General features: G+C 62.3%; 24 protein-coding genes. 12 read left to right on the forward strand and 12 right to left on the reverse strand.

The window, feature by feature from the left end; translation table 11 throughout:
- Window positions 1-170: 170 nt before the first annotated feature.
- A complete protein-coding gene (gene clpB / locus AT302_RS14475; RefSeq protein ID WP_058379023.1) occupies window positions 171-2,798 on the reverse strand; it encodes an ATP-dependent chaperone ClpB in 2,628 nt (875 codons plus the stop codon).
- Between the two features lie 218 nt (window positions 2,799-3,016).
- On the opposite strand from clpB, the gene AT302_RS14480 reads away from it, so the two are divergent.
- The gene (locus AT302_RS14480; protein ID WP_237171932.1) at window positions 3,017-3,637 is read left to right on the forward strand and encodes a group III truncated hemoglobin; all 621 of its coding nucleotides are present in this window, start codon (window positions 3,017-3,019) and stop codon (window positions 3,635-3,637) included.
- Window positions 3,638-3,691: 54 nt separating this feature from the next.
- Here the strand turns inward: AT302_RS14480 and moaE are convergent, their stop codons facing one another.
- The 6 genes from moaE to AT302_RS14510 all read right to left on the reverse strand — a co-directional run bounded on the left by moaE (window position 3,692) and on the right by AT302_RS14510 (window position 9,983).
- Window positions 3,692-4,183 (reverse strand): molybdopterin synthase catalytic subunit MoaE, encoded by a 492-nt coding sequence (gene moaE, locus AT302_RS14485; RefSeq protein WP_058379025.1) that lies wholly within the window; start codon window positions 4,181-4,183, stop codon window positions 3,692-3,694.
- Between the two features lie 39 nt (window positions 4,184-4,222).
- Complete coding sequence (gene moaD, locus AT302_RS14490; protein ID WP_058379026.1) at window positions 4,223-4,480, reverse strand: molybdopterin converting factor subunit 1; 258 nt, start codon at window positions 4,478-4,480, stop codon at window positions 4,223-4,225.
- Between the two features lie 41 nt (window positions 4,481-4,521).
- Window positions 4,522-5,763, reverse strand: coding sequence for a molybdopterin molybdotransferase MoeA (locus tag AT302_RS14495; RefSeq protein ID WP_058379027.1), 1,242 nt, complete (start codon window positions 5,761-5,763; stop codon window positions 4,522-4,524).
- A 129-nt stretch (window positions 5,764-5,892) separates the two neighbouring features.
- The gene (thrC, locus tag AT302_RS14500) at window positions 5,893-7,356 is read right to left on the reverse strand and encodes a threonine synthase (RefSeq protein WP_058379028.1); all 1,464 of its coding nucleotides are present in this window, start codon (window positions 7,354-7,356) and stop codon (window positions 5,893-5,895) included.
- Window positions 7,357-7,408: 52 nt separating this feature from the next.
- Window positions 7,409-8,719 carry a homoserine dehydrogenase gene (locus tag AT302_RS14505; RefSeq protein ID WP_058379029.1) on the reverse strand — a complete coding sequence of 437 codons (1,311 nt, stop codon included), beginning with the start codon at window positions 8,717-8,719 and terminating at the stop codon, window positions 7,409-7,411.
- A gap of 37 nt (window positions 8,720-8,756) precedes the next feature.
- A complete protein-coding gene (locus AT302_RS14510; RefSeq protein ID WP_167365805.1) occupies window positions 8,757-9,983 on the reverse strand; it encodes a pyridoxal phosphate-dependent aminotransferase in 1,227 nt (408 codons plus the stop codon).
- A 378-nt stretch (window positions 9,984-10,361) separates the two neighbouring features.
- Between AT302_RS14510 and AT302_RS14515 the strand changes: the two genes are divergently transcribed.
- The 11 genes from AT302_RS14515 (at window position 10,362) to AT302_RS14565 (ending at window position 22,270) form a co-directional block, all read left to right on the forward strand.
- Window positions 10,362-10,748 carry an Mth938-like domain-containing protein gene (locus tag AT302_RS14515; protein ID WP_058379031.1) on the forward strand — a complete coding sequence of 129 codons (387 nt, stop codon included), beginning with the start codon at window positions 10,362-10,364 and terminating at the stop codon, window positions 10,746-10,748.
- The gene (locus AT302_RS14520; protein ID WP_084656242.1) at window positions 10,745-12,502 is read left to right on the forward strand and encodes a glycosyltransferase family 39 protein; all 1,758 of its coding nucleotides are present in this window, start codon (window positions 10,745-10,747) and stop codon (window positions 12,500-12,502) included. Before AT302_RS14515 ends, AT302_RS14520 begins: the two co-directional genes overlap by 4 nt.
- 248 nt (window positions 12,503-12,750) lie before the next feature.
- Window positions 12,751-13,122, forward strand: a complete 372-nt coding sequence (locus AT302_RS14525; protein WP_058379032.1) for an SMR family transporter — start codon at window positions 12,751-12,753, stop codon at window positions 13,120-13,122.
- A 36-nt stretch (window positions 13,123-13,158) separates the two neighbouring features.
- A complete protein-coding gene (locus tag AT302_RS14530) occupies window positions 13,159-14,325 on the forward strand; it encodes a DegT/DnrJ/EryC1/StrS family aminotransferase (RefSeq protein WP_058379033.1) in 1,167 nt (388 codons plus the stop codon).
- Entirely contained in the window at window positions 14,322-15,416 is a 1,095-nt protein-coding gene (locus AT302_RS14535) for a glycosyltransferase (protein WP_237171933.1), read from the forward strand. Before AT302_RS14530 ends, AT302_RS14535 begins: the two co-directional genes overlap by 4 nt.
- A 23-nt stretch (window positions 15,417-15,439) precedes the next feature.
- Window positions 15,440-16,345 (forward strand): formyltransferase, encoded by a 906-nt coding sequence (locus AT302_RS14540; RefSeq protein ID WP_058379034.1) that lies wholly within the window; start codon window positions 15,440-15,442, stop codon window positions 16,343-16,345.
- 7 nt (window positions 16,346-16,352) lie between these two features.
- Entirely contained in the window at window positions 16,353-17,396 is a 1,044-nt protein-coding gene (locus tag AT302_RS14545; RefSeq protein WP_058379035.1) for a bifunctional UDP-4-keto-pentose/UDP-xylose synthase, read from the forward strand.
- A 243-nt stretch (window positions 17,397-17,639) separates the two neighbouring features.
- On the forward strand, window positions 17,640-18,545 hold the full coding sequence (locus AT302_RS14550) for a polysaccharide deacetylase family protein (RefSeq protein ID WP_058379036.1): 906 nt from the start codon (window positions 17,640-17,642) through the stop codon (window positions 18,543-18,545).
- 76 nt (window positions 18,546-18,621) lie between these two features.
- The gene (locus AT302_RS14555; protein WP_058379037.1) at window positions 18,622-19,083 is read left to right on the forward strand and encodes a peroxiredoxin; all 462 of its coding nucleotides are present in this window, start codon (window positions 18,622-18,624) and stop codon (window positions 19,081-19,083) included.
- 365 nt (window positions 19,084-19,448) lie between these two features.
- Entirely contained in the window at window positions 19,449-21,188 is a 1,740-nt protein-coding gene (locus AT302_RS14560) for a PhoH family protein (protein WP_058379038.1), read from the forward strand.
- Window positions 21,189-21,427: 239 nt separating this feature from the next.
- A complete protein-coding gene (locus AT302_RS14565; RefSeq protein WP_084656243.1) occupies window positions 21,428-22,270 on the forward strand; it encodes a C40 family peptidase in 843 nt (280 codons plus the stop codon).
- A gap of 335 nt (window positions 22,271-22,605) precedes the next feature.
- Here AT302_RS14565 and AT302_RS14570 read toward each other — a convergent pair whose 3' ends face one another.
- The 5 genes from AT302_RS14570 to rpsR form a co-directional block, all read right to left on the reverse strand.
- The gene (locus AT302_RS14570) at window positions 22,606-23,616 is read right to left on the reverse strand and encodes an inorganic phosphate transporter (protein ID WP_058379039.1); all 1,011 of its coding nucleotides are present in this window, start codon (window positions 23,614-23,616) and stop codon (window positions 22,606-22,608) included.
- Window positions 23,617-23,629: 13 nt separating this feature from the next.
- Window positions 23,630-24,256 carry a DUF47 domain-containing protein gene (locus AT302_RS14575; RefSeq protein ID WP_058379040.1) on the reverse strand — a complete coding sequence of 209 codons (627 nt, stop codon included), beginning with the start codon at window positions 24,254-24,256 and terminating at the stop codon, window positions 23,630-23,632.
- A gap of 113 nt (window positions 24,257-24,369) precedes the next feature.
- Window positions 24,370-25,737: a replicative DNA helicase gene (locus AT302_RS14580; protein ID WP_058380343.1), complete on the reverse strand. Its 1,368-nt coding sequence runs from the start codon at window positions 25,735-25,737 to the stop codon at window positions 24,370-24,372.
- A 326-nt stretch (window positions 25,738-26,063) separates the two neighbouring features.
- Window positions 26,064-26,516: a 50S ribosomal protein L9 gene (rplI, locus tag AT302_RS14585; RefSeq protein ID WP_058379041.1), complete on the reverse strand. Its 453-nt coding sequence runs from the start codon at window positions 26,514-26,516 to the stop codon at window positions 26,064-26,066.
- Between the two features lie 27 nt (window positions 26,517-26,543).
- Complete coding sequence (gene rpsR / locus AT302_RS14590; RefSeq protein WP_010803800.1) at window positions 26,544-26,825, reverse strand: 30S ribosomal protein S18; 282 nt, start codon at window positions 26,823-26,825, stop codon at window positions 26,544-26,546.

The following is a 26,825-nucleotide window of genomic DNA, read 5'->3' on the forward strand; positions in this document are numbered from 1 at the left end:
TCGCCGACGATTGTGACACGACGATGCCATGCGCGAGCGCTCCCCGTGCCGAGGCGCTCCGGCTGGCCTTCCGGCGTGTTACGGCATCGAAGGACGAAAAAAAAGCGCGGCCGAAGCCGCGCTCTGCTACCTGCCGGGGAGGCCGTGACCTCCCCGCGAAGTCCCTCGGCTTACTCTGCCGCGGCTTCCGTTTCCTTGCTCACCTGCGCGGCCGTGTCGCCGTCGAAGGTGAACCGGCCATTGCGCCAGTCGACCGGGATGGTGTCCTTCGGACCGAACTTGCCGGCCAGCACCAGCTTGGCGACCGGATTTTCGATCTCTTGCTGGATCGCCCGCTTGAGCGGCCGTGCCCCGAACACCGGATCGAAGCCCTCGCGCGCCACATGCATCAACGCGGCCTTGCTGACTTCGAGTGCCATGTCGAGCTTGGCCAGACGCTTGCGCAGGATCTCGATCTGAATCGTCGCAATCGACTCGATGTGCTTCTGATCCAGACCATGGAACACCACGACTTCGTCGATCCGGTTCAGGAACTCCGGACGGAAGTGCTCCTTGATCTCCAGCCACACCGCGTCCTTGATACGCTCCTGCGGCTCGCCGACCATCGACTGAATCATCGACGACCCGAGGTTCGACGTCATCACGATCACAGTGTTCTTGAAGTCCACCGTGCGGCCTTGCCCGTCGGTCATGCGACCGTCGTCCAGCACTTGCAGCAGCACGTTGAAGACGTCCGGGTGCGCCTTCTCGACCTCGTCGAGCAGGATCACGCTGTACGGCTTACGACGCACGGCTTCGGTCAGATAGCCGCCTTCCTCATAACCCACATAGCCCGGCGGCGCGCCGATCAGACGGGCCACGCTGTGCTTCTCCATGAACTCGCTCATGTCGATGCGGATCAGGTGATCTTCCGAATCGAACAGGAACATCGCCAGCGCCTTGCACAGCTCGGTCTTGCCCACGCCCGTCGGGCCGAGGAACAGGAACGACCCGTACGGACGGTCGGGATCCGACAACCCCGCACGCGAACGGCGGATGGCGTCGGCCACGGCGGTAATCGCCTCGTCCTGCCCCACCACGCGCTCGTGCAATTTGCCTTCCATGTTGAGCAGCTTCTCGCGCTCGCCCTGCATCATCTTCGAGACCGGAATACCGGTGGCTCGCGAAATGACTTCAGCGATCTCTTCCGTGCCCACCTGCGTACGCAGCAGACGCGGGTGCGCTTGCTGACCTGCCGCTTCGGCAGCCGCCGCATCCTTCAACTGCGCTTCGAGTTGCGGCAGCTTGCCGTATTGCAGTTCGGCCACCTTGTCGAGCTTGCCTTCGCGTTGCAGCTTGGCCAGCTCGGCACGCACGCGGTCGATCTCTTCCTTGACCTGCGCGCTGCCCTGCACGGCCGCTTTCTCGGCGGTCCAGATTTCTTCAAGGTCGGCGTACTCACGCTCCAGACGCGAGATCTCTTCCTCGATGAGCGCCAGACGCTTCTGCGACGCTTCGTCGGTTTCCTTCTTGATGGCTTCGCGCTCGATCTTCAACTGGATCAGACGACGGTCGAGCTTGTCCATCACTTCCGGCTTCGAGTCGATTTCCATCTTGATCTTCGACGCGGCCTCATCGATCAGGTCGATGGCCTTGTCCGGCAGGAACCGGTCGGTGATGTAGCGCTGGCTCAGTTCAGCCGCCGCCACGATCGCCGGGTCGGTGATCTCCACGCCGTGGTGCAGTTCGTACTTTTCCTGCAAGCCACGCAGGATGGCGATGGTCGCCTCGACGCTCGGCTCTTCGACAAGCACCTTCTGGAAGCGGCGCTCCAGCGCAGCGTCCTTCTCGATGTACTTGCGGTATTCGTCGAGCGTGGTGGCGCCGATGCAGTGCAGCTCACCGCGTGCGAGCGCTGGCTTGAGCATGTTGCCCGCATCCATCGCCCCTTCGGCTTTGCCGGCCCCGACCATCGTGTGAATTTCGTCGATGAACAGGATCGTGCGGCCTTCGTCCTTGGCGATATCGTTAAGCACGCTCTTCAGACGCTCTTCGAATTCGCCACGGAATTTCGCACCGGCGAGCAGCCCCGCCATGTCGAGTGCGAGCACGCGCTTGTTCTTGAGCGACTCGGGCACTTCGCCGTTGACGATACGCTGTGCAAGGCCTTCCACAATGGCGGTCTTGCCCACACCCGGTTCGCCGATCAGCACCGGGTTGTTCTTCGTGCGGCGTTGCAGAATCTGAATCGTGCGACGGATTTCGTCGTCGCGCCCAATCACGGGATCGAGCTTGCCGAGCGCGGCGCGTTCGGTCAGATCGAGCGTGTATTTCTTGAGGGCTTCGCGTTGGCTTTCAGCATCCTGACTGTTGACGGACTCGCCGCCGCGCACGCCGACGATGGCGGCTTCCAGCGCTTTGCGCGTGAGTCCGCGGGCGCGGGCCAGCTTGCCCGTATCGCCCTTGTCGTCGGCCAGTGCCAGCAGGAACATTTCGCTGGCGATATAGCTGTCGCCGTGCTTTTGCGCTTCTTTGTCGGCCTGATTCAGCAGGCCCGCGAGTTCGCGGCTGACCTGCACGTTGCCATCGGTGCCCTGCACCTGTGGCAGCTTCGACAGGGCCGTCTCGATGTCGTGAGCCAGCGGCTGAACCTGCACGCCCGCGCGTTGCAGCAGCGAACGTGCTGCGCCCTCGGGTTGTGCGATGAGCGCGGCAAGCAGATGCAGCGGCTCGATATATTGCTGGTCGCGACCGACTGCCATGCTTTGGGCATCAGCCAGCGCTTCCAGGAACTGCGTGGTGAATTTGTCTTGTCGCATCGGGTGCTCCGGTAAGAAAACTTTCTGGATCGGATGTGCGGACAATCCCCTAAGGTTTCAAGGGCATTAGCGCCAAATGGTTGACATTTCGCGCAGGGCCTGTGGGTGGCCCGGTGAAGCCGTGGCATGCGGCAGTCGAACGACGCAGATCGAGGGGACACGCCCCGCGACACGCCTGACTTTGAGGCTCATAATAGCTATTTTTAGCACGCCGCACCATGAGTCAACACGACCGCCAAGGCACTGGATCTACCCGCAGGCACCCGGCCGGACATCGCGCCGAAACGGGGGATAAATCTGCGTCCGGGCTCGCCGCAGAAGTGGCCCTCGAAGGCAGTACTTTCGCTGCGGCGCCCCCCGTGACACGCCTCGGCGCGTGGCTCGATGCGCTGCCCGCCAAGCGGCTCGGGCAGGTCGACGAAGCGGCCGTGCAGTTGCTCGTTCACACCTTCTACGGACGCATTCGCGACGACGACCTGCTGGGCCCCGTCTTCCGGCAGGCACTCGAAGGCCGCTGGGACATGCATCTGGAAAAAATGGTCGCGTTCTGGAGCAGCATCGTGCTCGGTGCGAAACGTTACCGCGGCAATGTGACGCAGGCGCATCAGCCGTTTGCTCACCTCACCGGCCAGCACTTCAGCCGCTGGCTGGTGCTCTTCTTCGATACGCTCGACGCGTTGTTCGAACCGGAGGCCGCGTTCGTCTTCGCCGAGCCGGCGATTCGCATCGCGGAGAGCCTGCAATTGAATCTGTTCGGATGGGAGTACGCGCTGCCACCGGCACAGCGCGCGTTGCTCGACAGCGTGAAGGCAGCACGCCCCGCACGGCCGCATGAATGACAAATCGGCGAAATTGTTCGAATTTCGCCGATTTTTATAGATATTTTTTGATTTTTAGTCGGATTTAGCCGAAGAATCCGACGCATCGTCCTTCCCCACGGCCCAACGCTCACGTGCCGCCGTATCGGTATCGCGGGCATCGACCCAGCGCTCGCCTTGCGGCGTCGATTCCTTCTTCCAGAACGGGGCTTCGGTCTTCAGATAATCCATGATGAATTCGCACGCGGCGAAGGCATCGCCGCGATGCGCCGACGTCACGGCCACCAGCACGATCTGATCGCCCGGGCCCAAATCGCCGTATCGATGGATGACCAGCGCGTCGAACAGACGCCAGCGCTCGCTGGCCTGCGCCACGATCTGCTCAAGCGCCTTTTCCGTCATGCCCGGATAGTGCTCGAGCGTCATGCGCGAGACGTCCTTGCCGTCGTTCAGGTCCCGCACCGTCCCCACAAAGCTCGCCACCGCGCCCACGCGCAGGTCACCCGCGCGAAGTTGGCGGATTTCGGCCGACAGGTCGAAGTCTTCGGTCTGTACGCGAATCGGCATGATCGGCTCTCGGTTCGTCTGCTTTAAAGTCTGCTGTAATCAGCCGCCCGTCACCGGCGGGAAGAAGGCCACTTCGCAGCCGTCGGTGAGGCGCGTGGACGCCGGCACCATCGTGTGATTCAGCGCCATGCGCAGGAATCGCTGCTCACCGAGCGTCTCGGCCCACAGCGGCCCGCGCAGGCACAACCATTGGCGCACGTCTCCCACGGTGGTAATGCCGTTGGGCACTTCCACGTGTTCCTCGGCCACTTTCAGGGCCTCGCGTACGCTGGCAAAAAAGCGAAGATCGATCTGCATAGGCTTGGGCCATGCCGCGTCAGGCGCGGCATGCCTGTCTCTCAATATAGAAGGTCGGAAAACGGCAGGAATGCCACCGTCTGCCCCGCTTCGATGCGGTGGCCCGGCGGGTTATCGATGAGGCCGTCGCCCCATACCGTCGACGTCAGTACCGCCGAACTCTGATTCGGGAACGCGTCCAGTCCGCCATTGGCGTTCAGGCGGGCACGTACGAACTCGTTGCGGCGATCGGCCTTGGCTTGCGTGAAGTCGGCGCGCATGGCGATACGGCGCGGCGTCACGTCCTGCACACCTTGCAGGCGCAGGATGAACGGACGCACGAACAGCAGGAACGTCACGAAACTCGACACCGGGTTGCCCGGCAAGCCGATGAAATGCGCTGTCTGGGTGGCCTCCGCCGCCGCAGCGCTCGCGCCGGTGCGGTTGACCTCGCCATAAGCGAGCGGCTTGCCCGGCTTGAGCGCGATCTGCCAAAGGTTCAGACGGCCCTCGGCTTCCACCGCCGGCTTGACGTGATCCTCTTCGCCGACGGACACACCGCCCGACGTGATGATCAGGTCGTTGCCGCGTGCCGCGTCACGCAGAATGGCACGCGTGGCCGACAGGTTATCCGGCACGATGCCGTAATCGGTCATCTGGCAGCCGAGGTTTTCCAGCAGGCTGCGCAGCACAAATCGATTCGAGTTGTAGATGCTGCCGGCACGCAGCGTCTCGCCGGGCATCGTCAGTTCGTCGCCGGTGAAGAACACCGCCACCCGCAGGCGGCGCGCCACCTGAAGTTTTGCGATACCGACCGATGCCGCCAAGCCGAGCGCTGGGGCGCGCAGGCGGGTGCCTGCTGCCAGCACCACGCTATCGCGGCGGATGTCGGCGCCTTGCCGGTTAACGAATTCGCCATCAGCCGGGGCGTGACGAATCACCACCGAACCGTCGTCGCGCGCTTCGCACTGTTCCTGCATCACGACGGCGTCCGCGCCTGCGGGCACCGGAGCGCCCGTGAAAATGCGCGCCGCCGTGCCTGCCGCCAGCGGCTCGGGGGCGTGGCCCGCCGGAATGCGTTGCGAGACCGGCAACACCGTCTCTGCGCCCGTCAGGGTCAGGTCGGCCCGGCGCACGGCATAGCCGTCCATCGCGCTGGTGTCCATGGGCGGCACGTCGAGTGTGGCGACGACATCGGCCGCCAGCACGCGCCCATTGGCCGCGAGCGTGTCGACGGTTTCCGTCTGCCCGAGCGGACGGGCAGCGGCCAGAACAGCGTCAAGCGCTTCTTGTGTACTCAGCATGGCAGGCGTCGCGGGCCCGACAGGGCCCGGGAAGAAAAAGAGAGAGGGCGTCCCGATGGGTTCACGTGATGTGACGCCGGGACGCCGCGGCGTCCATCAGCCAACGCATCGGCCAACGCATCGGCCAACTTACAGGCCGGTATGTTCCGCAATATAGGCCTTCACGCGGGCGACGTCGTTCTGCACCGTCTCCACGCGTTGCGGCAGCGATTCCAGTTGCTCGAAACCCGCCGGACGCGGCGGCTCACGGTGCAGCGCTTCACGAATCGTTTCGGCAAACTTGGCCGGCTGGGCCGTTTCGAGCACGACCATCGGCACGCCCGGTTCCAGCGCTTCGCGCGCGACCTTCACGCCGTCGGCCGTGTGGGTGTCGATGACCACGTCGTAGCGCTTCGCCACGTCCTGAATCGTCGCCACGCGATCGGCGTGCGTGCTGCGGCCCGACACAAAGCCGAACTGCGCCACGCGCGCAAAGGCATCCGTGCCCGACAGGTCGAAACCGCCCTGCTCCACCTTGGCGAGCAGCGCCGCCGTGGCTTGCGCGTCGCGGTCCAGCAGATCGAACAGGAAGCGCTCGAAATTCGACGCCTTCGAGATGTCCATGCTCGGGCTGCTGGTGTGGAACGTCTCGGCCGACTTGCGCACGCGATAGTTGCCGGTGCGGAAGAACTCGTCGAGCACGTCGTTTTCGTTGGTCGCCACGACGAGCTTGTGGATCGGCAGGCCCATCATGCGCGCGATATGACCCGCGCAGACGTTGCCGAAGTTACCTGACGGTACCGTGAACGACACTTTGCCGTCCTGGCCCGACTTGCCGCCGGTGGCAGCAAAGTAGCCCTTGAAGTAATAGACGACCTGCGCGACCACGCGGGCCCAGTTGATCGAGTTGACCGTGCCGATCTTGTAGCGCGCCTTGTAGGCGTGATCGTTCGATACGGCCTTGACGATGTCCTGACAGTCATCGAACACGCCTTCGACCGCGAGGTTGAAGATGTTCGGGTCTTGCAGGCTGTACATCTGCGCGGTCTGGAACGCGCTCATCTTGCCGGCCGGCGAGAGCATGAAGACACGAATGCCTTCCTTGCCTCGCATGGCGTATTCCGCAGCGCTACCCGTGTCGCCGGACGTCGCGCCCAGAATGTTCAGTGCATCGCCGTGCTGAGCCAGTGCGTACTCGAACAGGTTGCCAAGCAATTGCATGGCCATGTCCTTGAACGCGAGCGTCGGGCCGTTCGAGAGCGCCAGCAACGACAGTTGCGTGCCGTTCTCTTCGCCCAGCGGCAGCAGCGGTGTGATCTCAGTGGCGTCTTCGCCCGGGCGCACATTGCGGTACACCTCGGCGGTGTAAGTACGGCGCGTCAGATCGGCCAGCACTTCGACCGGAATATCGCCGGCGAATTTGGCCAGCACCTTGGCAGCCAGATCGGCGTACGACAACTGGCGCCAGGCGTGCAGTTCGTCTGCCGAGACTTGCGGGTATTCCGTGGGCAGATAGAGGCCGCCGTCCGGCGCCAGCCCGCCCAGCAGGATGCTGGAAAACGATTGCGGCTCGCCCGAAGTCAGGCCCGCGCCGCGCGTGGAGATGTATTTCATGTCAGTCGTTGTCCTGTCCGTTGTCCAGTGGTGTCGAGTCGCTGCCAAGCGTTCAGCTCAGCGACTCCATACGGATACGCGTGACCTTCGAGAGCACGGTGCCCATCGCTTCGATCTTCGCGATGGCGGCATTGATGTGCTTCTCTTGCGTCACATGCGTCAGGAGAATGATGTCGGTCTGGTGCTCGCCTTCGCGCGATTCTTTTTGCAGCAGCGCGTCGATCGAGATATCCAGATCGGCCAGAATGCGCGTGAGTTCAGCCATCACGCCAGCCCGGTCGACCACGCGCAGGCGCAGGTAGTAGCTGGTGGTGACTTCGTCCATCGACAGCACCGGGGTGTTCGACAGCGCATCATGCTGGAACGCCAGGTGCGGCACGCGATGTTCCGGATCGGCCGTTTGCAGGCGCGTCACGTCAACGATATCGGCCACGATCGCCGAGGCGGTCGGCTCGGCACCGGCGCCCTTGCCGTAATACAGCGTGGCGCCGACGGCGTCGCCCTGCACCAGCACGGCGTTCATCGCGCCTTCCACGTTGGCGATCAGGCGCTTGGTCGGAATCAGCGTCGGATGCACGCGCAGTTCGATCCCTGCCTCGGTGCGGCGCGTGATGCCCAGCAGCTTGATCCGGTAGCCGAGTTCTTCGGCGTATTTGATGTCGATGGCCGCCAGCTTGGTGATGCCTTCCACATAGGCACGGTCGAATTGCACCGGCACGCCAAAAGCGATGGCGCTCATCAGCGTGAGCTTATGGGCGGCGTCCACCCCTTCGATGTCGAACGTCGGATCGGCTTCTGCGTAGCCCAGACGCTGTGCGTCGGCGAGTGCCACGTCGAAGTCGATGCCCTTGTCGCGCATCTCCGAGAGGATGAAGTTCGTGGTGCCGTTGATGATGCCGGCGATCCACTGAATACGGTTGGCCGTCAGGCCTTCGCGCAGGGCCTTGATGATCGGAATACCGCCGGCGACGGCAGCTTCGAACGAGACCATCACATTGGCCTTGCGGGCGGCGGCAAAAATCTCGTTGCCGTATACCGCCAGCAGCGCCTTGTTGGCCGTGACCACGTGCTTGCCGTTCTCGATCGCCTTGAGGACGAGCTCTTTGGTGAGGTCGTACCCGCCGATGGTCTCGACCACCACGTCGATGGCCGGATCGTTGACCACGTCGAACGGATCGCCCGTCACTTCGGCGGCGTTGCCTACGAGGCCCTTGGCGCGTTCGACGTTGCGCACGGCGACCTTGGTAATCTCGATGCCCCGGCCAGCGCGACGTTGAATTTCTTCCTGGTTGCGTGCGAGCACCTGAAAGGTGCCGTAGCCTACCGTGCCAAGGCCGAGCAGGCCCAATTTGATCGGTTTCATGCAGTTTTACTCAAAAGTCGAAATCGGTTGGTGCGCATCACTTGCCGTGGCGACGGCGATAACCGTCAAGGAAGCGGGCAATGCGGCTGATGGCATCTTCCAGGTCGCCCTCGTGAGGCAGGAACACTACGCGGAAATGGTCGGGGTGCATCCAGTTGAAGCCGCTGCCCTGCACCAGCAGGACCTTCTCTTCGAGCAACAACTGGAGGATGAACTCCTGATCGTTGGCGATGGGGTACACCGCCGGATCGAGACGCGGGAAGAGATACAGCGCCGCCTTGGGCTTCACGCACGTCACGCCGGGAATGGCGGTGAGCATGCGGTGCGCGATCTCACGCTGCTCGTACAGGCGTCCGCCCGGCACGATCAGGTCCTTGATGCTTTGATAGCCGCCCAGTGCGGTCTGAATCGCGTACTGGCCCGGCACGTTCGGGCACAGGCGCATCGACGCGAGGATGTTGAGCCCCTCGATATAGTCGCGCGCCGGGCGCTTGTCGCCGGACACGATCATCCAGCCCGCGCGGTAGCCGCACGCACGATAGCTCTTCGACAGACCGTTGAACGTGATGGTGAGCACGTCTTCGGAGAGCGAGGCCAGCGAGGTGTGGGTCGCGCCGTCGTAGATGATCTTGTCGTAGATCTCGTCGGCGTAGATGATCAGCTTGTGCTCGCGCGCCAAGGCGACGATTTCCTTGAGGACTTCGTCGGTGTAGAGCGCGCCAGTGGGGTTGTTCGGGTTGATAACAACGATCGCGCGCGTGTTCGGCGTGATCTTCTTGCGAATGTCGGCCAGATCGGGCTGCCAGTCGGCCTGCTCGTCGCACACGTAGTGCACGGGCGTGCCGCCCGAGAGACTCACGGCGGCCGTCCAGAGCGGATAGTCGGGTGCGGGCACCAGCACTTCATCGCCGTCGTTGAGCAGTGCCTGCATGGCCATGACGATCAGCTCGGACGCCCCGTTGCCGAGGTAGATGTCGTCGAGCTGCACGTCTTTGATGGCCTTCTGCTGGGCGTAATGCATGATCGCCTTGCGCGCCGCGAATACGCCCCGCGAATCGGAGTAACCGGCCGAGTTCGGCAGGTTGCGGATCATGTCCTGCACGATCTCATCGGGCGGCTCGAAGCCGAACGGCGCCAGATTGCCGATGTTCAGCTTGATGATGCGATGACCCTCGTCTTCCATGCGTTTGGCATGTTCAAGCACGGGCCCACGAATGTCGTAGCAAACATTCTGCAATTTCTGCGATTTGAGGATCGGTTTCACGGCGGTCGTTATTCTTGTCTGGCTTGACTAGCTTGACTGGCTTGACGGACGGCGGGCATGCCGACCTCTTGCGCAACGCTGGGACCGCAGGCGGGATTTGAGCGGACCGGCTATCCTCAGGCAAAATGCCCGATGTCCCCGGTTCCGGTGTCGCAAATGCCGCACTGCAACGGTTTGCCGTGCTGCGTACGGCAAAAAGCTATAATTTAGCCAATTATGACAGAGTTCGGCAATGCATCATTGACGGTTTCCGCCACGCGAGGCAAGATGCCCGACCGCGCCGAGCGTACAAATCCGTTCTGTTCATCAAGCGATCTGCTGCCACTCCGTCTCTATCCCTTATCCATTCCGTCCGCATCCGGTAGGGAATCTCCGAAAGTGAAACTGCACCAAGACCCCTCGCAAGCCTTGAACACGGTCACCGGCTACGGACCGGGTTATATCGAGATCAACAAGACGCGTCACAACCACAGTGTGATCGTCGCGCCCGAGGGCGAGATTCAGGCTTGGCCGGTGTCGGCGTTCGATGCGCTCGAACCGGCTCATTTCGAAGCCTTGCGCGCCCTCGACCCGGAAGTCGTGATCTTCGGTAGCGGCGAGCGGCTGCGCTTCGCCCACCCGCGCCTCACCGCCTCGTTGACCAGCACGCGCATCGGCGTCGATTCGATGGACACGCAAGCGGCCTGCCGCACCTACAACATTCTGATGAGTGAAGGCCGCCGCGTCGTGCTGGTCGTGCTCGTCGACAACGGAACGCCTGAGTGACCCGCGCCCCCGCCAAATCCGGGAACCCGGGGCTGCCTGCCGCTCACGCGCCGACGCCCCCTGCCCTTTCTCCTGCCACGCCGTACCCACTGTCGCCCGCCGCGTTCTGGACGCTGCTCATCGGCTTTGCCCTCGTATGGTTCGGCATGCTCGATTATCGCCACCTGATCGCCAGCGACGAAGGCCGCTACGCCGAAATGGCGCGCGAGATGTGGACGACGGGCGACTGGATCACGCCGCGCTACAACGGCTACAAGTATTTCGAGAAGCCGCCGCTGCAAACCTGGATGAATGCGCTCACGTTTGCGGCATTCGGTCTGGGTGAGTGGCAAGCACGACTGTGGACGGCGCTGACCGGCTTCGCCGGCGTGCTGATGGTCGGCTACACCGGCCGGCGCGTGTTCAACGCGCGTGTGGGCCTGTTTGCCGCCGCCGCGTTGGCAAGCGCCCCGCTGTGGGCGCTGCTCGGGCACTTCAACGTGCTGGACATGGGGCTGTCGTTCTTCATGGGGCTGTCGCTGTGCGCCCTGCTGCTCGCGCAACGTCCCGGACTGCCCCGCCCGTCGGTGCGCGGCTGGATGTGGCTGTGTTGGGCCGCCATGGCGCTTGCGGTATTGAGCAAGGGGCTTGTGGGCATCGTGCTGCCCGGTGCCGTGCTCGTCCTCTACACGCTCGTCGCGCGCGACTGGGCGCTGTGGAAGCGCCTGTACCTCGGCAGCGGCCTGATCGTGTTCTTCCTGATCGCGGCGCCGTGGTTCGTGCTCGTGCAGATGCGCAACCCCGAGTTCTTCGACTTCTTCTTCATCAACGAGCACTTCCGCCGCTTCGCCGAGGAAGGCCATAACCGCGACGGCGCGCTCTGGTACTTCGTGCCGGTGTTCCTCGTGGGTTTCCTGCCGTGGCTGTCGATCCTGCCCGGCACCGTACGCGCCACGTGGCGCATGCCCCGTCAGCCCAACGGCTTCGCGCCGGCCGTGCTGATGTGGACGTGGTCGATCTTCATCTTTGTCTTCTTCAGCGTCTCGCACTCGAAGCTGATCTCGTACCTGCTGCCGATCGCGCCGGCCATGGCCCTGCTGTTCGGCCTGTATCTGGCGCAGATGCGCCGCGACCAGTTGCGTGGGCATCTGGCCGGGTATGCCGTGTTTCTGATCGCGGCACTCGTCATGGTGGCAATCTTCGTCGGCCGTTCGGGCAGCGTGCGCAACCCCAACGAGTTGTACAAGGCGTTCCAGATCTGGCTGTATTTCGCGCTGGGCGCCGGGCTGGTAGGCACGCTGGTCGCGTGGCGGCTCGCGCGCCATAGCGCCCGCCGGGCCGTCATCATGTTCGCCACCGCCATGTTGCTGCTCACGACCATCGGCGGCATGGGCCACGAGGTCTTCGGGCGGCAAAGCTCGGGCGTGCTGCTGGTGCCGGCCATCAAGGCAGAAATGCAGCGACTCGGGCCCGATACCCCGTTCTATTCGGTCAATGTGCTCGATCACACCATGCCGTTCTATCTCGGCACGGATATGATCATGGTCCAGCACCCGGACGAACTCGAATTCGGCGTAAAGCAGGAGCCACAGAAGTGGCTGCCGACGCTGGCCGACTTCTACACGCGCTGGCGAACCGATCCGAAGGCGCTTGCGCTGGTCGATCCGGACACCTTCGGCAAGCTTGAGGCCGAGCACTTGCCCATGCGTGTCATCGCCCGCGACGCCCGGCGCGTTGTTATTAGCAAACCACTTCCGCAAGACAACGTAAAATAGCGCGTTTATAGTGCGTTTCAAGCGCCGGTTCGACTACCGGCCGCAGCATTCGTCTCATCATCCGAAATTATCAGGCACGGGGTTCGCGGGGAGCCCCTGCCTTCGGAAAAGTGTCGGTGCGTGCGCAGGACTATTGAAATCGACAGGGGTGTGACCCGGGCCGTTTGGGCCGTGCGCCAGCAGGCGCGGCCTAAGGATCAGCCAAGGAACACCATCCATAATTATTCACAAACGTTCACAAACGTTCCATGAATCTCGCTACGTTTTCCCTTATTCTCACGGGCGTGCTGCTCAACGCGTGCGCCCAGCTGTTGCTCAAGGCAGGTGCCAACTCCATCGGCGCGCTTGAATTCACGCGCGCCAACATCGTGCCCATCGGCATCAAGCTCGCCACGCAGGTGCCTATCATGGGCGGTCTGGTGTGCTATGCCATCAGCGTCGTCGTGTGGATTCTGGCGCTCTCGCGCGTTGAAGTCTCGATTGCTTATCCGATGCTCTCGCTCGGCTACGTGGTGAACGCATTTGCCGCGTGGTACCTGTTCGGCGAGACCCTGTCGATGCAGCGTGTCATCGCCATCGGCATCATTCTGGTCGGTGTTTATATTCTTGCGCGCAGCTAAGCTCTGCGCCGCTTACCTGAGGCCTTGTCTACTACCATGAGCGAATCGGCGACCTCCACTGCCAATCAACCGTTCCTGCCGTTCACGCGGCCCAGCATCGACGACGCGACCATTGCGGGCGTCACCGAAGTGCTGCGTTCGGGTTGGATCACCTCGGGCCCGCAAGTAAAGGCCTTCGAACAAGCGTTGTCCGAATTTTTCGGCGGGCGCCCCGTGCGCACGTTCAATTCGGGCACGGCCACGCTGGAAATCGGCCTGCGCATCGCCGGCGTGCAAAGCGGTGACGAAGTCATCACCACGCCGCTGTCGTGGGTGGCCACCGCGAACGTCATTCTCGAAGTGGGCGCCACGCCCGTGTTCGTCGATGTCGATCCGGCCACGCGCAACATCGATCTCGATCTGCTCGAAAAAGCGATCACCCCCAAGACGCGCGCCATCATCCCCGTCTATCTCGCCGGGCTGCCGGTCGATATGGATCGTCTGTACGACATCGCCCGCCGCCACAACCTGCGCGTGATCGAAGATGCCGCGCAAGCCATGGGCTCGACCTGGAAGGGCAAGCGCATCGGCGCGTTCGGCGATCTGATCTCGTTCAGCTTCCATCCGAACAAGAACCTGACGTCGATCGAAGGCGGCGCCCTCGTGTTCAACAACGAGGACGAAGCGCGTCTGGCCGAGAAGTACCGCCTGCAAGGCGTGACGCGTATCGGCATGGACGGCATGGATGTCGACGTGCTCGGCGGCAAGTACAACCTGACCGACGTCGCCGCGCGTGTCGGGGTGGGCCAAATGCCGCATCTCGCCGAATTCAACCGCCGCCGTACCGAACTCGCCCAGTTGTATTTCAAGGGCCTCGCGAACGGTCCGGCCGCCGCGCTGGGCCTTGGCCTGCCGCCTGCTGATTTCGAGAACTCGAATTGGCATATGTTCCAGGTCGAACTGCCGCTGGATCGCCTGACGATCAGCCGCGCCGACTTCATGGAAAAGCTCAAAGCGGCCGGCATCGGCAGCGGCGTACACTATCCCGCCATCCACCTGTTTACAATGTATCGGGCACTTGGGCATCACGAAGGGCAGTTCCCGCAGACCGAGCGTCTGGGTCGCTCGCTCCTCACACTGCCCCTGTTCCCTGCCATGACGAACGACGACGTCGCGCGCGTTTGCGACGCCGTCAACGCCATTAGCGCCAATCATCAAAAATGACTCATCCACAACTCTCCGTCGTCATCCCGGTTTATAACGAAGAGGCTGGCCTCGCCGCCCTCTTCACCCGGCTGTACCCGGCGCTCGACCAACTGGGGCTGACCTACGAAGTGGTGTTCGTCAATGACGGCAGCCGCGACCGCTCGGCCGCCATTCTTGCCGAACAGTACCGCCTGCGCCCGGACGTGACGCGCGTCGTACTGTTCAACGGCAACTATGGCCAGCACATGGCCATTCTGGCGGGCTTCGAGCACACGCGTGGCGAATGGGTCATCACGCTCGACGCCGACCTCCAGAACCCGCCGGAAGAAATCGGCAAGCTGGTCGATCAACTGGCCGCCGGTCACGACTATGTGGGCACGATCCGCATGAACCGTCAGGACACGTGGTTCCGCCGGAATGCCTCGCGCCTCATGAATCGCCTGCGCGAGCGCATCACGCGCATCCGCATGACCGATCAGGGCTGCATGTTGCGCGGCTACAGCCGCCATATCGTGGACACCGTCAATCAGTGCCGCGAGATCAACACGTTCATCCCGGCGCTGGCCTATACGTTTGCGCAGAACCCGACCGAAGTGCACGTCGCCCACGAAGAACGCTTTGCGGGCGAGTCGAAATACTCGCTCTATAGCCTGATTCGCCTGAACTTCGATCTGGTTACCGGTTTCTCGGTGGTGCCGCTGCAATGGCTCTCGGGCGTGGGCATTACGTTGTCCGCCGCCTCGGGCGTGCTGTTCGTCGTGCTGATGGCACGCCGCTTCCTGTTCGGCTCGGAAGTTCAAGGTGTATTCACCCTGTTTGCCGTCACGTTCTGCCTGCTCGGCGTGATTCTGTTCGGCATGGGCCTGCTCGGCGAGTACATCGGCCGAATCTATCAGCAGGTGCGTCAGCGTCCGCGCTATCTGGTGCAAGCCGTGCTGCAAGAGCAATCGGGCCGCGGCGCCGCCACGGCGGCCCTGTCGAATGGATCGACGGGCTCGACGGGCTCGACGGGCTCGAACAGTTCAGCCGCCGGCGCGACGGAGTTGGGCTCTGACACCGCACAGGACGCCGCTTCGGACAGCCCCGCCCATCGCACGGGCGCACGTTGACAGTCCCGGAAATTACACACGTCATGAGTTCCAAAGCTGTCGTATTCGCGTATCACAACGTCGGCGTGCGCTGCCTGCAAGTGCTGCTCGCACGCGGCGTCGACGTCGCGCTCGTGGTGACCCATCAGGACAACCCGAACGAGAACATCTGGTTCGGCAGCGTGGCCTCGGTTGCCGCCGAGCACGGCATCCCGGTCGTCACCCCCGACGATCCGGCCGATCCCGCGCTGGCGGCACAGATTGCCGCCGTGGCACCGGATTTCATCTTCTCGTTCTACTACCGCCACATGATCCCGGTGCCGGTGCTGGCGATCGCCCCGAAGGGGGCGTTCAACATGCACGGCTCGCTGCTGCCGAAGTATCGCGGCCGCGTGCCGGTGAACTGGGCGGTTTTGAAGGGCGAAACAGAAACGGGTGCCACGCTGCACGAAATGGCCCTCAAGCCGGACGCGGGCGCCATCATCGACCAGACGTCGGTGCCCATCCTGCCGGACGACACGGCGGGCGAGGTGTTCGAGAAAGTCACGGTAGCCGCCGAGCAGACGCTCTGGCGGTGCCTGCCGGCGCTGCTGGCGGGCACGGCGCCCCGCCATGCCAACAATCTGGCCGAAGGCAGCTATTTTGGCGGCCGCAAGCCGGAAGACGGCCGTATCGACTGGACGAAGCCTGCCGTCGAGGTCTATAACCTGATTCGTGCGGTCGCCCCGCCGTATCCGGGCGCATTTACCGACGTCGGCGAGCGCCGCTGGGTGGTCACGCGAGCCCGCCTGTCACGGGCGCCCGCCCCCGCCGGTTTGCCCTGCGGCGTGCAAGTAGTGGATAATGCGCTCCTTGGCGTTTGCGGCGACGGAAATGCCCTCGTCATTCATGAACTAACGCTGGACGGCAAGGTTGTCACGCCGACACAGTTTTCCCAGCTCAATCACTGACCGTAATATGAAAAAAGTCCTGATTCTCGGTGTCAACGGGTTCATCGGCCACCATCTGTCGAAACGCATCCTGGAGACGACCGACTGGGAAGTTTATGGCATGGACATGCTCACGGACCGCCTTGGCGATCTGATCAACCACGAGCGCATGCACTTCTTCGAAGGCGACATCACGATCAACAAGGAATGGGTCGAGTACCACATTCGCAAGTGCGACGTGATTCTCCCGCTGGTGGCCATTGCAACGCCGGCAACCTACGTGAAGGCACCGCTGCGCGTGTTCGAACTCGACTTCGAGGCGAACCTGCCGATCGTGCGCTCGGCCGTGAAGTACGGCAAGCATCTGGTGTTCCCGTCGACCTCAGAGGTCTACGGCATGTGCACCGACGGCGAATTCGACCCGGAAAACTCGCCGCTGATCTACGGCCCGATCAACAAGCCGCGCTGGATTTACGCTTGCTCGAAGCAGCTCATGGATCGCGTGATCTGGGGCTACGGCATGCAGGAAGGCCTGAACTTCTCGCTGTTCCGCCCGTTCAACTGGATTGGCGCTGGCCTGGACTCGATCTACACGCCGAAGGAAGGTTCGTCGCGCGTGGTCACGCAGTTCCTGGGTCACATCGCCCGTGGCGAGAACATCAGCCTGGTCGACGGTGGCAGCCAGAAGCGCGCGTTCACGGACATCGATGACGGTATCGACGCGCTCGTGCGCATCATCGACAACAAGAACAACGTTGCCAGCGGCAAGATCTACAACATCGGCAACCCGAAGAACAACTTCTCGGTGCGCGAACTGGCCAACATGATGCTGAAGCTGGCCGGCGAATTCCCTGAGTACGCCGAGACGGCCAAGAAGGTTCAGATCGTCGAAACGTCGTCGGACGCCTACTACGGCACCGGCTATCAGGACGTGCAGAACCGCGTGCCGAAGATCGAAAACACGATGCAGGAACTGGGCTGGGCACCGACCACGACGATGGACGACGCCCTGCGCAAGATCTTTGAAGCGTATCGCGGCCACGTCGCCGAAGCTCGCCGACTGGTCGAGTAAGCATCAGACCCGCTTGCCTATGGTGGCGGGTCTCGTTGCACGAATCGCACTGCACGCCCGGTGCGCCCCTGGCGCATCGGGCGTTTTTGACTCGGTATTTCCCGCGTAATGCTGGCGTAATGTCTGCGCATTTCCCGCGAATGACTCGTGAATTGCCCGGGCATCGCGTGCGCATCTGATGTTTTCGCGGCATCCGCCACATCGGGCACCCGGCGTGCCACGATGCCCCACACGAGGACGGCCATGGCCAAGATTGTCCTGAAGATCGACGTCGACACCCTGCGCGGCACCCGCGAAGGCGTGCCCAACCTGCTCGCCGCGCTGGCAGAGCATCAGGCGCAGGCCACCTTCTTGTTCAGCCTAGGGCCAGACCATACCGGCTGGGCGCTCAAACGCGTCTTCCGTCCCGGCTTTCTGAAGAAGGTGTCGCGCACGTCGGTGGTTGAACATTACGGCTTCAAGACACTGATGTACGGCACGCTGCTGCCCGGGCCCGATATCGGCCTGCGCGCGGCCGACGTCATGCGCACCGTGCAGACCGCCGGCCACGAGACCGGCATTCACACGTGGGACCACACGTACTGGCAAGACAATGTGCGCGGACGTGACGCCGATTGGACGCAACGCCAGATGTCGCAAGCCTATGCCCGCTTCGGCCAGATCTTCGGCGCACCGCCGGTGACGCACGGCGCGGCCGGCTGGCAGATGAACAGCCACGCGTTTCGCCAGATCGATGCCTGGGGCATGAAGTATTCGTCCGACGGGCGCGGCCACGCACCGCATTACCCAATCGTCGACGGCGTGCGCCTGAACCACGTGCAGATGCCCACGACGCTGCCGACGGTCGACGAACTGCTCGGCGTCGATGACCGCGACGCGAATGCCGTGGCCGAACACCTGCTTGCCCTGACTCGCGATCCGGCGCAAGATCACGTGTTCACGCTGCACGCGGAACTTGAAGGTCAGAAGCTTGCCCCACTGTTCCGCCAAGTGCTGGCCGGATGGCGTCGCCAGGGGCATGATCTGGTGACCATGGGTCAGTACTACGAGACGCTCGATCTCGCCAGCCTGCCGGCACGTCCGGTGGTGTGGGGCGAAGTTCAGGGCCGCTCGGGCGACTTGATTCTCGAGGGCCAGGCAGCCGCCTGAACCCGCTTTCTCCCGATCCCTCAGATTCCCCAGATTCCCTTTTCCGGCCGTGAACGGCCACCCCAAGGAGACCAACGTGACGGTAGCCATCGACACTCTCGTGCCTGACTTCACCGCACCGGCCACTGGCGGCGACTTCTCGCTCAAGGCCCATCGTGGCCAGAAGGTCGTGATCTATTTCTATCCGAAGGACAACACGCCCGGCTGCACCACCGAGGGCATGAACTTCCGCGATAGCTATGCTGAATTTCAGGCGGCCGGTGCGCAGATCGTCGGCGTGTCGCGCGACAGCCTGCGCTCGCATGAGAACTTCCAGCGCAAGCTCGAACTGCCCTTCCCGCTGATCTCCGATGGCGACGAAGCGGTGTGCAAGTTGTTCGGTGTCATCAAGCTGAAAAAACTGTATGGCAAAGAACATATGGGGATCGAGCGCAGTACGTTCGTGATCGACGAAAAAGGTGTGCTGCGTCTGGAATGGCGTGGCGTGCGCGTGCCGGACCACGTCAGCGATGTGCTCGCTGCCGTCAAGGCACTCTGAGGGCGAAAAAACACGTCGGCGTTGCGCCGATGTGGTGTTGCTTCAGTGTTGACCGAGCGGTGCCGGGCGGTGTCCGGCCGACCTGAGCGTCAGCGTCCGAGCGCTATTCACGCACGTGTTGCCAAAGCGCCGACGACGCCGCCAGTCAGGTGATTCGACGCTATACAAGCACCGTCAGAGACGTTATAGTCGGTCGTAATGATCAAGCGCATTGAACGAGACTATTGCAGGCGTCGCCACGGCGGCGCCTTCAGCCAAGCCGCCTCTCCGGTGCGTCCGGGCAGGCGGCTTTTTTGTTGCCGGGATGTGATGTATTGCGGTCTGTCCCGGCCGAGTAGTGTTGTGTTTTCTTGAACGGGAAATCTATGCCATTGCCATCGGCGCCGACCAAACCGGGCACGCTGCTTGCCCCGGAACAATTCCCCACTCGCCTCAAACCTTCGCGCACGGAGGCCAAGAAACCGATCCCCTCGTCTGAACAACATGCACTGGGCGAATCGTCTGGTGCGGCTGGTACGGCCGAATTGAAGGTCGTCCCCACGACGTCACCCGTGGCGCAGACTGCACCTCAGTCGCCACCCGCTGTTGCACGCTCGCCGCGTTCGGCACCTGTGGCCGACCCGTCAGGCGCGAATACGCCGCTCAAGGCGGTGAAGGCGCCCGCACCGACCAACGGCGCGAAACGCGCGCGCGTGAAAGACCTGGAACCGGCCAAGCTCTTCGTGCTCGACACGAATGTGCTCATGCACGACCCGAGCAGCCTGTTCCGCTTTGAAGAGCACGACGTCTATCTGCCGATGATGACGTTGGAAGAGCTCGACAATCACAAGAAGGGCATGTCGGAAGTGGCGCGCAATGCGCGTCAGGTGAGCCGCACGCTCGACGGGCTGGTCGCTGAAAGCGGCACAAAGTCGATGTCCGAGGGCATTCCGCTCTCGCGCCTTGGCAACAAGGACGCTACGGGCCGCCTGTACTTCCAGACCGACCTGCCCGAACCGCCGCCGCTCGAAGGGCTGCCGCAGGGCAAGGCCGACAATCAGATTCTGGGCGTCGTACGTGCCTTGCAGGACAAGTTCCGCGATCGTCAGGTCGTGCTGGTGTCGAAAGACATCAACATGCGCGTCAAGGCGCATGCACTCGGTCTGCCGGCGGAGGACTACTTCAACGACAAGGTGCTCGAGGACAGCGATCTGCTCTACTCGGGCGTGATGTCCCTGCCGCCGGACTTCTGGACGAAGCACGGCAAGGGCATGGAAAGCTGGCAGGACAACCGCACCGGCACCACGTTCTATCGCATCACCGGGCCGTCGTGCACGAGCTTCCTCATCAACCAGTTCGTGTATCTCGAGACGAATAACGGCGAAGCGCCGTTCTACGCTCAGGTACGCGAGATCAACGGCAAGACGGCGTTGTTGCAGACGCTGCGCGACTACGGTCACCACAAGAACAATGTGTGGGGCATCACGGCGCGCAACCGCGAGCAGAACTTTGCGCTGAACCTGCTGATGAATCCGGAAATCGACTTCATCACGCTGCTGGGTCAGGCGGGTACAGGCAAGACGCTGTTGGCGCTGGCGGCCGGTCTGGCGCAGACGCTCGACGAGAAGCGCTACAACGAGATCATCATCACGCGCGCGACCGTGCCCGTCGGTGAAGATATCGGCTTCCTGCCGGGCACTGAGGAAGAGAAGATGCAACCGTGGATGGGTGCATTCGACGACAACCTCGAAGTGCTGCAAAAGACCGACGACTCTGCTGGTGAATGGGGCCGCGCGGCCACGCAGGAACTGATTCGCTCGCGACTCAAGGTCAAGAGCATGAACTTCATGCGCGGCCGCACGTTCGTGAACAAGTTCGTCATCATCGATGAGGCGCAGAATCTGACGCCGAAGCAGATGAAGACGCTTGTGACGCGCGCGGGCCCGGGTACCAAGCTGATCTGTCTGGGCAACATCGCACAGATCGACACGCCGTATCTGACCGAAGGCAGCTCCGGGCTGACCTACGTCGTGGATCGCTTCAAGGGCTGGGGTCACAGTGGTCACGTGACGCTCGCTCGCGGTGAGCGTTCGCGCCTGGCCGATTACGCAGCGGAAATCTTGTAACGCTGGCGAAGCTTCACTCGCAGACGACGGCGCCTTCGGGCGCCGTTTTTTATGTGTGTTGAAACGATGCCGAATGCGCCATCACCTCAGCCATTCCCGCAGTCGAGTCGCAGCATTCATGACGTTGCGCTGACAAAATCGCGCTGGAATTGCCTGTTTTGTGACCTCGACGCCACAAAAAGTCCGGATTTCGGCACTTATGCGATGCATTCGCCCGGTAAGCGTCGTAAACTCGGCGCATGCGAATCCAGCGCCCCTTCCGCATTCATCGCTCCACCGCCGCACACCCGGCATTGCCGCGTGCGCATACGCTGCCGTCACTGGCGTGGTTGTCGGGACGTTGCGTCGCCGCGCTGGCCGTCACCGTACTGGTCGCGGCGTGCTCCTCCGGCCCCAGCGTTCGCCAAGGCAGCAACGCCAATTTCGGCAACCGCACGATGGGCCCCGAGCGTAGCGCCGGGCAGGAAGAAATCACGATCGAGGCGATGAGCCTCGTCGGCATTCCTTACCGTTACGGCGGCAATACGCCGGATTCCGGTTTCGATTGCAGCGGTCTGGTTCGTTATGTGGTGGCGCGCGCCGCCGGTGTGAACCTGCCGCGTACAACCGCCGACATGAGCAGCATCGGCACGCCGCTCGAACGAGACGATCTCGCCTCCGGCGACCTCATCTTCTTCAATACGACGGGACGCGCCCACTCGCACGTGGGCATCTATGTCGGTCAGGGGAAATTCGTGCACGCGCCGAATACGGGCGGGACGGTACGGCTGGAAAGCCTGTACATCCCGTACTGGGCGCGCCGCATCGATGGCGTTCGGCGCGTGGCGGCCAACAAAGCACCGGCGGGCAATACGACTTACGTGAACCGTACCGCACCGGATACGGTGGCAGCACAGACGCCGGCAGCCGCACCGTTGCCCACGGTCCCGATGAACACCACACCGAACCGGCCGCTGACCTCAGCAACGCCCTCGCCGCTCGAAACACCGCAAGTGGCACCGCCGAACCGCACGGCCAATCTGGCCCCGCCGCCCGCTCAAGACGACGATCCCATCGCCCGCTTCGCCAACAGCTCGATGTAACGACTTCCGGCCGACGAGGTATTGCACCCCGTTTGGCCTGTCTTGTTAGATCAGTGCAAATGCGAAAGCAGCGTTGCGGCGCCACCGACGTTAATGGCGACGCCCATCAGGGTAGCCAGCGGGCGAATACGCAGCGAACGTTGAATCATCGTGGTCATGTTGGCCTCCTTCGTTGGGCAATAAAACACTATGAGCAAATAATAATCAATTGCAATTAGCTATTGAAATTGATTATCGCGATGAGGCCGATAGGCCATCGCAATGCCAACCACGTCACGCACGACGGGCAACAAAAAAGCGGCCGAAGCCGCTTTTTTGTTTTGCAGGAACTGACCTTACAGGATCTGCTTGCCGACCCACCAGGCGATGGCGGCAATGAATGCCGACGCCGGAATGGTGAGCACCCAAGCCCACACGATGTTACCTGCCACACCCCAGCGCACGGCCGAGAGCTTACGCGTGGCGCCGACACCGACGATGGCGCCGGTAATCGTGTGCGTCGTCGAGACCGGCACGCCGAGCCACGACGCGAAGAACAGCGTGAACGCCCCGCCCGTCTCGGCGCAGAAGCCGCCGACCGGTTTGAGCTTCGTGATCTTCTGACCCATCGTGCGCACGATACGCCAGCCGCCGAACATCGTTCCCAGACCGATGGCCAGATAGCAGCCGACGATCACCCACAGGGGCGGTTCAGCCGCTTCTTGCGGCCACATGCCCGCAGCGATCAACAGCATCCAGATAATGCCGATGGTCTTCTGCGCATCGTTACCGCCGTGCCCGAGGCTATACATCCCGGCCGAAACCAGTTGCAGGCGACGGAACCAGCGGTCGACCCGTGCCGGTGGCGTTCGGAAGAACAGCCACGACACCAGCAGCATGAAGAACGAGCCAAGCACGAAGCCGAGCAGCGGCGACACGAAAATAAACGCGACGGTTTGCAGCAGGCCGCTCGCGACGAGCGAACCCGTACCCGCCTTGGCCACTGCCGCACCGACCAGACCACCGATCAGGGCGTGCGAGGAGCTCGACGGAATGCCGTAGTACCAGGTAATGATGTTCCAGGCGATCGCCCCGACCAGTGCACCGAAGATCACATAGTGATCGACGATCTCCGGGTGGACCGTGCCCTTACCCACCGTCGCCGCGACTTTCAGGTGAAAGACGAACAGCGCGATGATGTTGAACATGGCGGCAAAAGCCACCGCCTGATGCGGCTTCAACACGCCCGTCGAGACCACCGTAGCGATCGAGTTGGCGGCGTCGTGGAAGCCGTTCATGAAGTCGAACAGAAGCGCCAGCGCGACCAATAGTCCGACCAGCCAGAGGCTGATGTGAAGCGTTGCCATCAATCGTCTCCGCTCAGGCGTTTTCCAACACAATGCCTTCGATGATGTTGGCAACGTCTTCGCACTTGTCGGTCACCGACTCGAGCAATTCCGACACAGCCTTCTGCTTGATCAGCTCTTTCACATCGGCTTCTTCGCGGAACAGCTTCGAGAGCGAACCGCGCAGCAGGCGGTCGGCTTCCGATTCGAGACCGTCGATTTCTTCGCACAACTTCAGAATGTCGCGGGCACGATCCATGTCGTTGAGCAGTGCCACGGCGCTTTGCACGCGCTCGCAGCACTTCACGCAGATCTCGCCGAGCTGACGTGCCTCGGTGGGCACGCTCTTGATGTCGTACATCCAGACGGCCGTCGCCACGTCTTCCATCAGATCCAGGATGTCGTCCATGGTACTGATCAGCTTATGGATCTCATCGCGATCAAACGGCGTGATGAACGTCTTGTGCATCAGGTCGATTGTCTCGTGCGTGATGCGATCCGCCTTCTTTTCGCTGTTCTGCACGGCGACGGTACGGGACTCTGCGTTCGGCAGGTCGTTGAGCATGGCGGCAAGCTCTCGGCTGCCGGCAATCATGCACTCCGCGTGCTGGTTGAACAGGTCAAAGAACTTGCCCTCGGTGGGCATGAAGCGACCGAACATTATTGGGAAACTCCGGGTATTGAGTGGGGACTGGTCGACACAAAAACGTCACATTCTACCCTGTTGCGGGCGTGCGTCACCGCACGCCTTCTCAAACAGGCAGTAATTTCGCGTCAGTATTGGGGGCCGGCCAGATTGTCGAACTTGGTGTACGCACCGATGAACGCCAGGCGAACCGCACCGATAGGACCATTACGCTGCTTGGCGATGATGATCTCGGCGGTGCCCTTGTCGGGCGTATCGGGGTTATACACTTCGTCGCGATAGATGAACAGGATGATGTCGGCATCCTGTTCGATGGCGCCCGATTCACGCAGGTCGGACATGACCGGGCGCTTGTTCGGGCGTTGTTCGAGACTTCGGTTGAGCTGCGAGAGCGCAATCACGGGGACGTTCAGTTCTTTGGCGAGTCCCTTGAGCGAGCGCGAAATTTCGGAAATTTCAGTCGCCCGGTTCTCACCGTTGCCCGAACCGCTCATGAGCTGCAAGTAATCGATGATGATCAGCCCGAGCTTGCCGCACTGTCGCGCCAGACGGCGCGCACGTGCTCGCAATTCCATCGGGTTGAGCGCAGGCGTCTCGTCGACGAAAAGCTGCGTCTCGTTCATCTTCTGCATCGCGTGCGTGAGCTTCGGCCAGTCTTCATCGACCAGCTTGCCGGTACGCAACCGATGCTGATCGAGGCGCCCCACCGAACCCAACATACGCATGGCCAGCTGCGTCCCCGGCATTTCCATCGAGAACACGGCGACAGGCAGCCCTTCTTCCACGGCGATATGCTCGCCGATGTTCATCGAGAAGGTCGTCTTACCCATCGACGGGCGACCGGCCACGATGATCAGATCGCCACCGTTGAAGCCAGACGTCATGCGGTCAAGATCGACGAAGCCGGTCGGAATACCCGTGATGTCACTACCGCCTTCGCGGTGGTACAGCTCGTCGATGCGCTCCACCACTTGCGTGAGCAGCGGTTGCAGTTCGAGGAAGCCGGTGGCACTGCGCGAGCCTTCTTCGGCGATGGCGAACACTTTCGCCTCGGCCGCGTCGAGCATCTGCCGCACTTCCTTGCCTTGCGGGTTGAAAGCGTCGGAAGCGATCTCGTCGGCAACCGTCACCAGTTTGCGAAGCACCGCCCGGTCGCGCACGATTTCGGCGTAACGGCGAATGTTCGCCGCACTCGGCGTGTTTTGTGCGAGGGCGTTCAGGTAAGCCAGACCACCGACGTCTTCGCCTTTGCCTGCACTCGTGAGCGATTCAAAGACGGTGATGACGTCGGCAGGACGATCGCTCGCGATGAGCCGGCCGATATGCTGATAAATCAGCCGGTGGTCAAAGCGGTAGAAGTCCCATTCGGAAAGAAAGTCGCCGATACGATCCCAGGCGCCGTTATCGAGCAGCAACCCGCCGAGCACGGATTGTTCCGCTTCGATGGAGTGCGGCGGCACCTTCAGGGAGTCGAGCTGGGGATCGGGCGCGTTCATGCCGGGCATTATACCGTGCTCGTGCGATCCGCCATTGTCGCGATCCTGACCGGAAAATTCTCGCTTGCGCGACGATTTTCCCGAACGAGATTTGTCCAGCAGTTTCCCGGGAGGCAGCATAAGTCGGAGCTATCGAACGTAACGAACGTGGAACGGAACGCGCAACCGGAAGGCGGTCGGCGGGAGCGAGATCAGACGGGCAATCACAGCAGTGATCTTTGTGCAGCAACGAAAACTGCACGGACAGAACAGACGGACATAAAAAAACGGAAGCCGGCGGACCGGCTTCCGTCTTTTCAACGCGTCGGGAAGCTGACGCGTAATAGTTAGGCGTGCTCGCCCAGGACCGAGATGGTCACATCGACGACGACGTCGGTGTGCAGCGCGACCTGAACCGGGAAATCGCCCACGGTCTTCAGCGGGCCATTCGGCAGACGCACTTGCATCTTCTCGATCTTGAAGCCTTGAGCAGCCAGGGCTTCAGCGATGTCGTGGTTGGTGACCGAACCGAACAGACGGCCGTCAACACCCGACTTCTGCGTGATTTGCACGGTCAGACCCGACAGCTTTTCGCCTTCGGCTTGTGCACCGGCCAGCTTCTCAGCAGCAGCCTTTTCCAGTTCGGCGCGGCGAACTTCGAATTCGGCGATCGCGTCCTTCGTGGCACGGCGAGCCTTCTTGTTCGGGATCAGGAAGTTACGTGCGAAACCATCCTTGACCTTCACGATGTCGCCCAGGTTACCCAGGTTGACGACTTTTTCCAGCAGAATCACTTGCATTATCTATTCTCCTTCGTCGACTGGCGATTAAGCACCGTGCAGATCGGTGTACGGCAGCAGCGCCAGGAAACGCGCGCGCTTGATAGCCGTATCGAGTTGGCGCTGGTAGTGCGCCTTGGTGCCCGTCAGGCGAGCCGGGGTGATCTTGCCGTTGTCGCCGATGAAGTCCTTCAGCGTTTCGACATCCTTGTAATCGATCTGCTCGACACCGGCAACGGTGAAGCGGCAGAACTTCTTGCGCTTGAACAGCGGGTTTTGCTGTTGGCGACGGCGATCAAACTTCTTGTTTTTACCGTTAGGACGCGGCAT

Source organism: Pandoraea norimbergensis (genome assembly GCF_001465545.3).
Lineage (GTDB): Bacteria > Pseudomonadota > Gammaproteobacteria > Burkholderiales > Burkholderiaceae > Pandoraea > Pandoraea norimbergensis.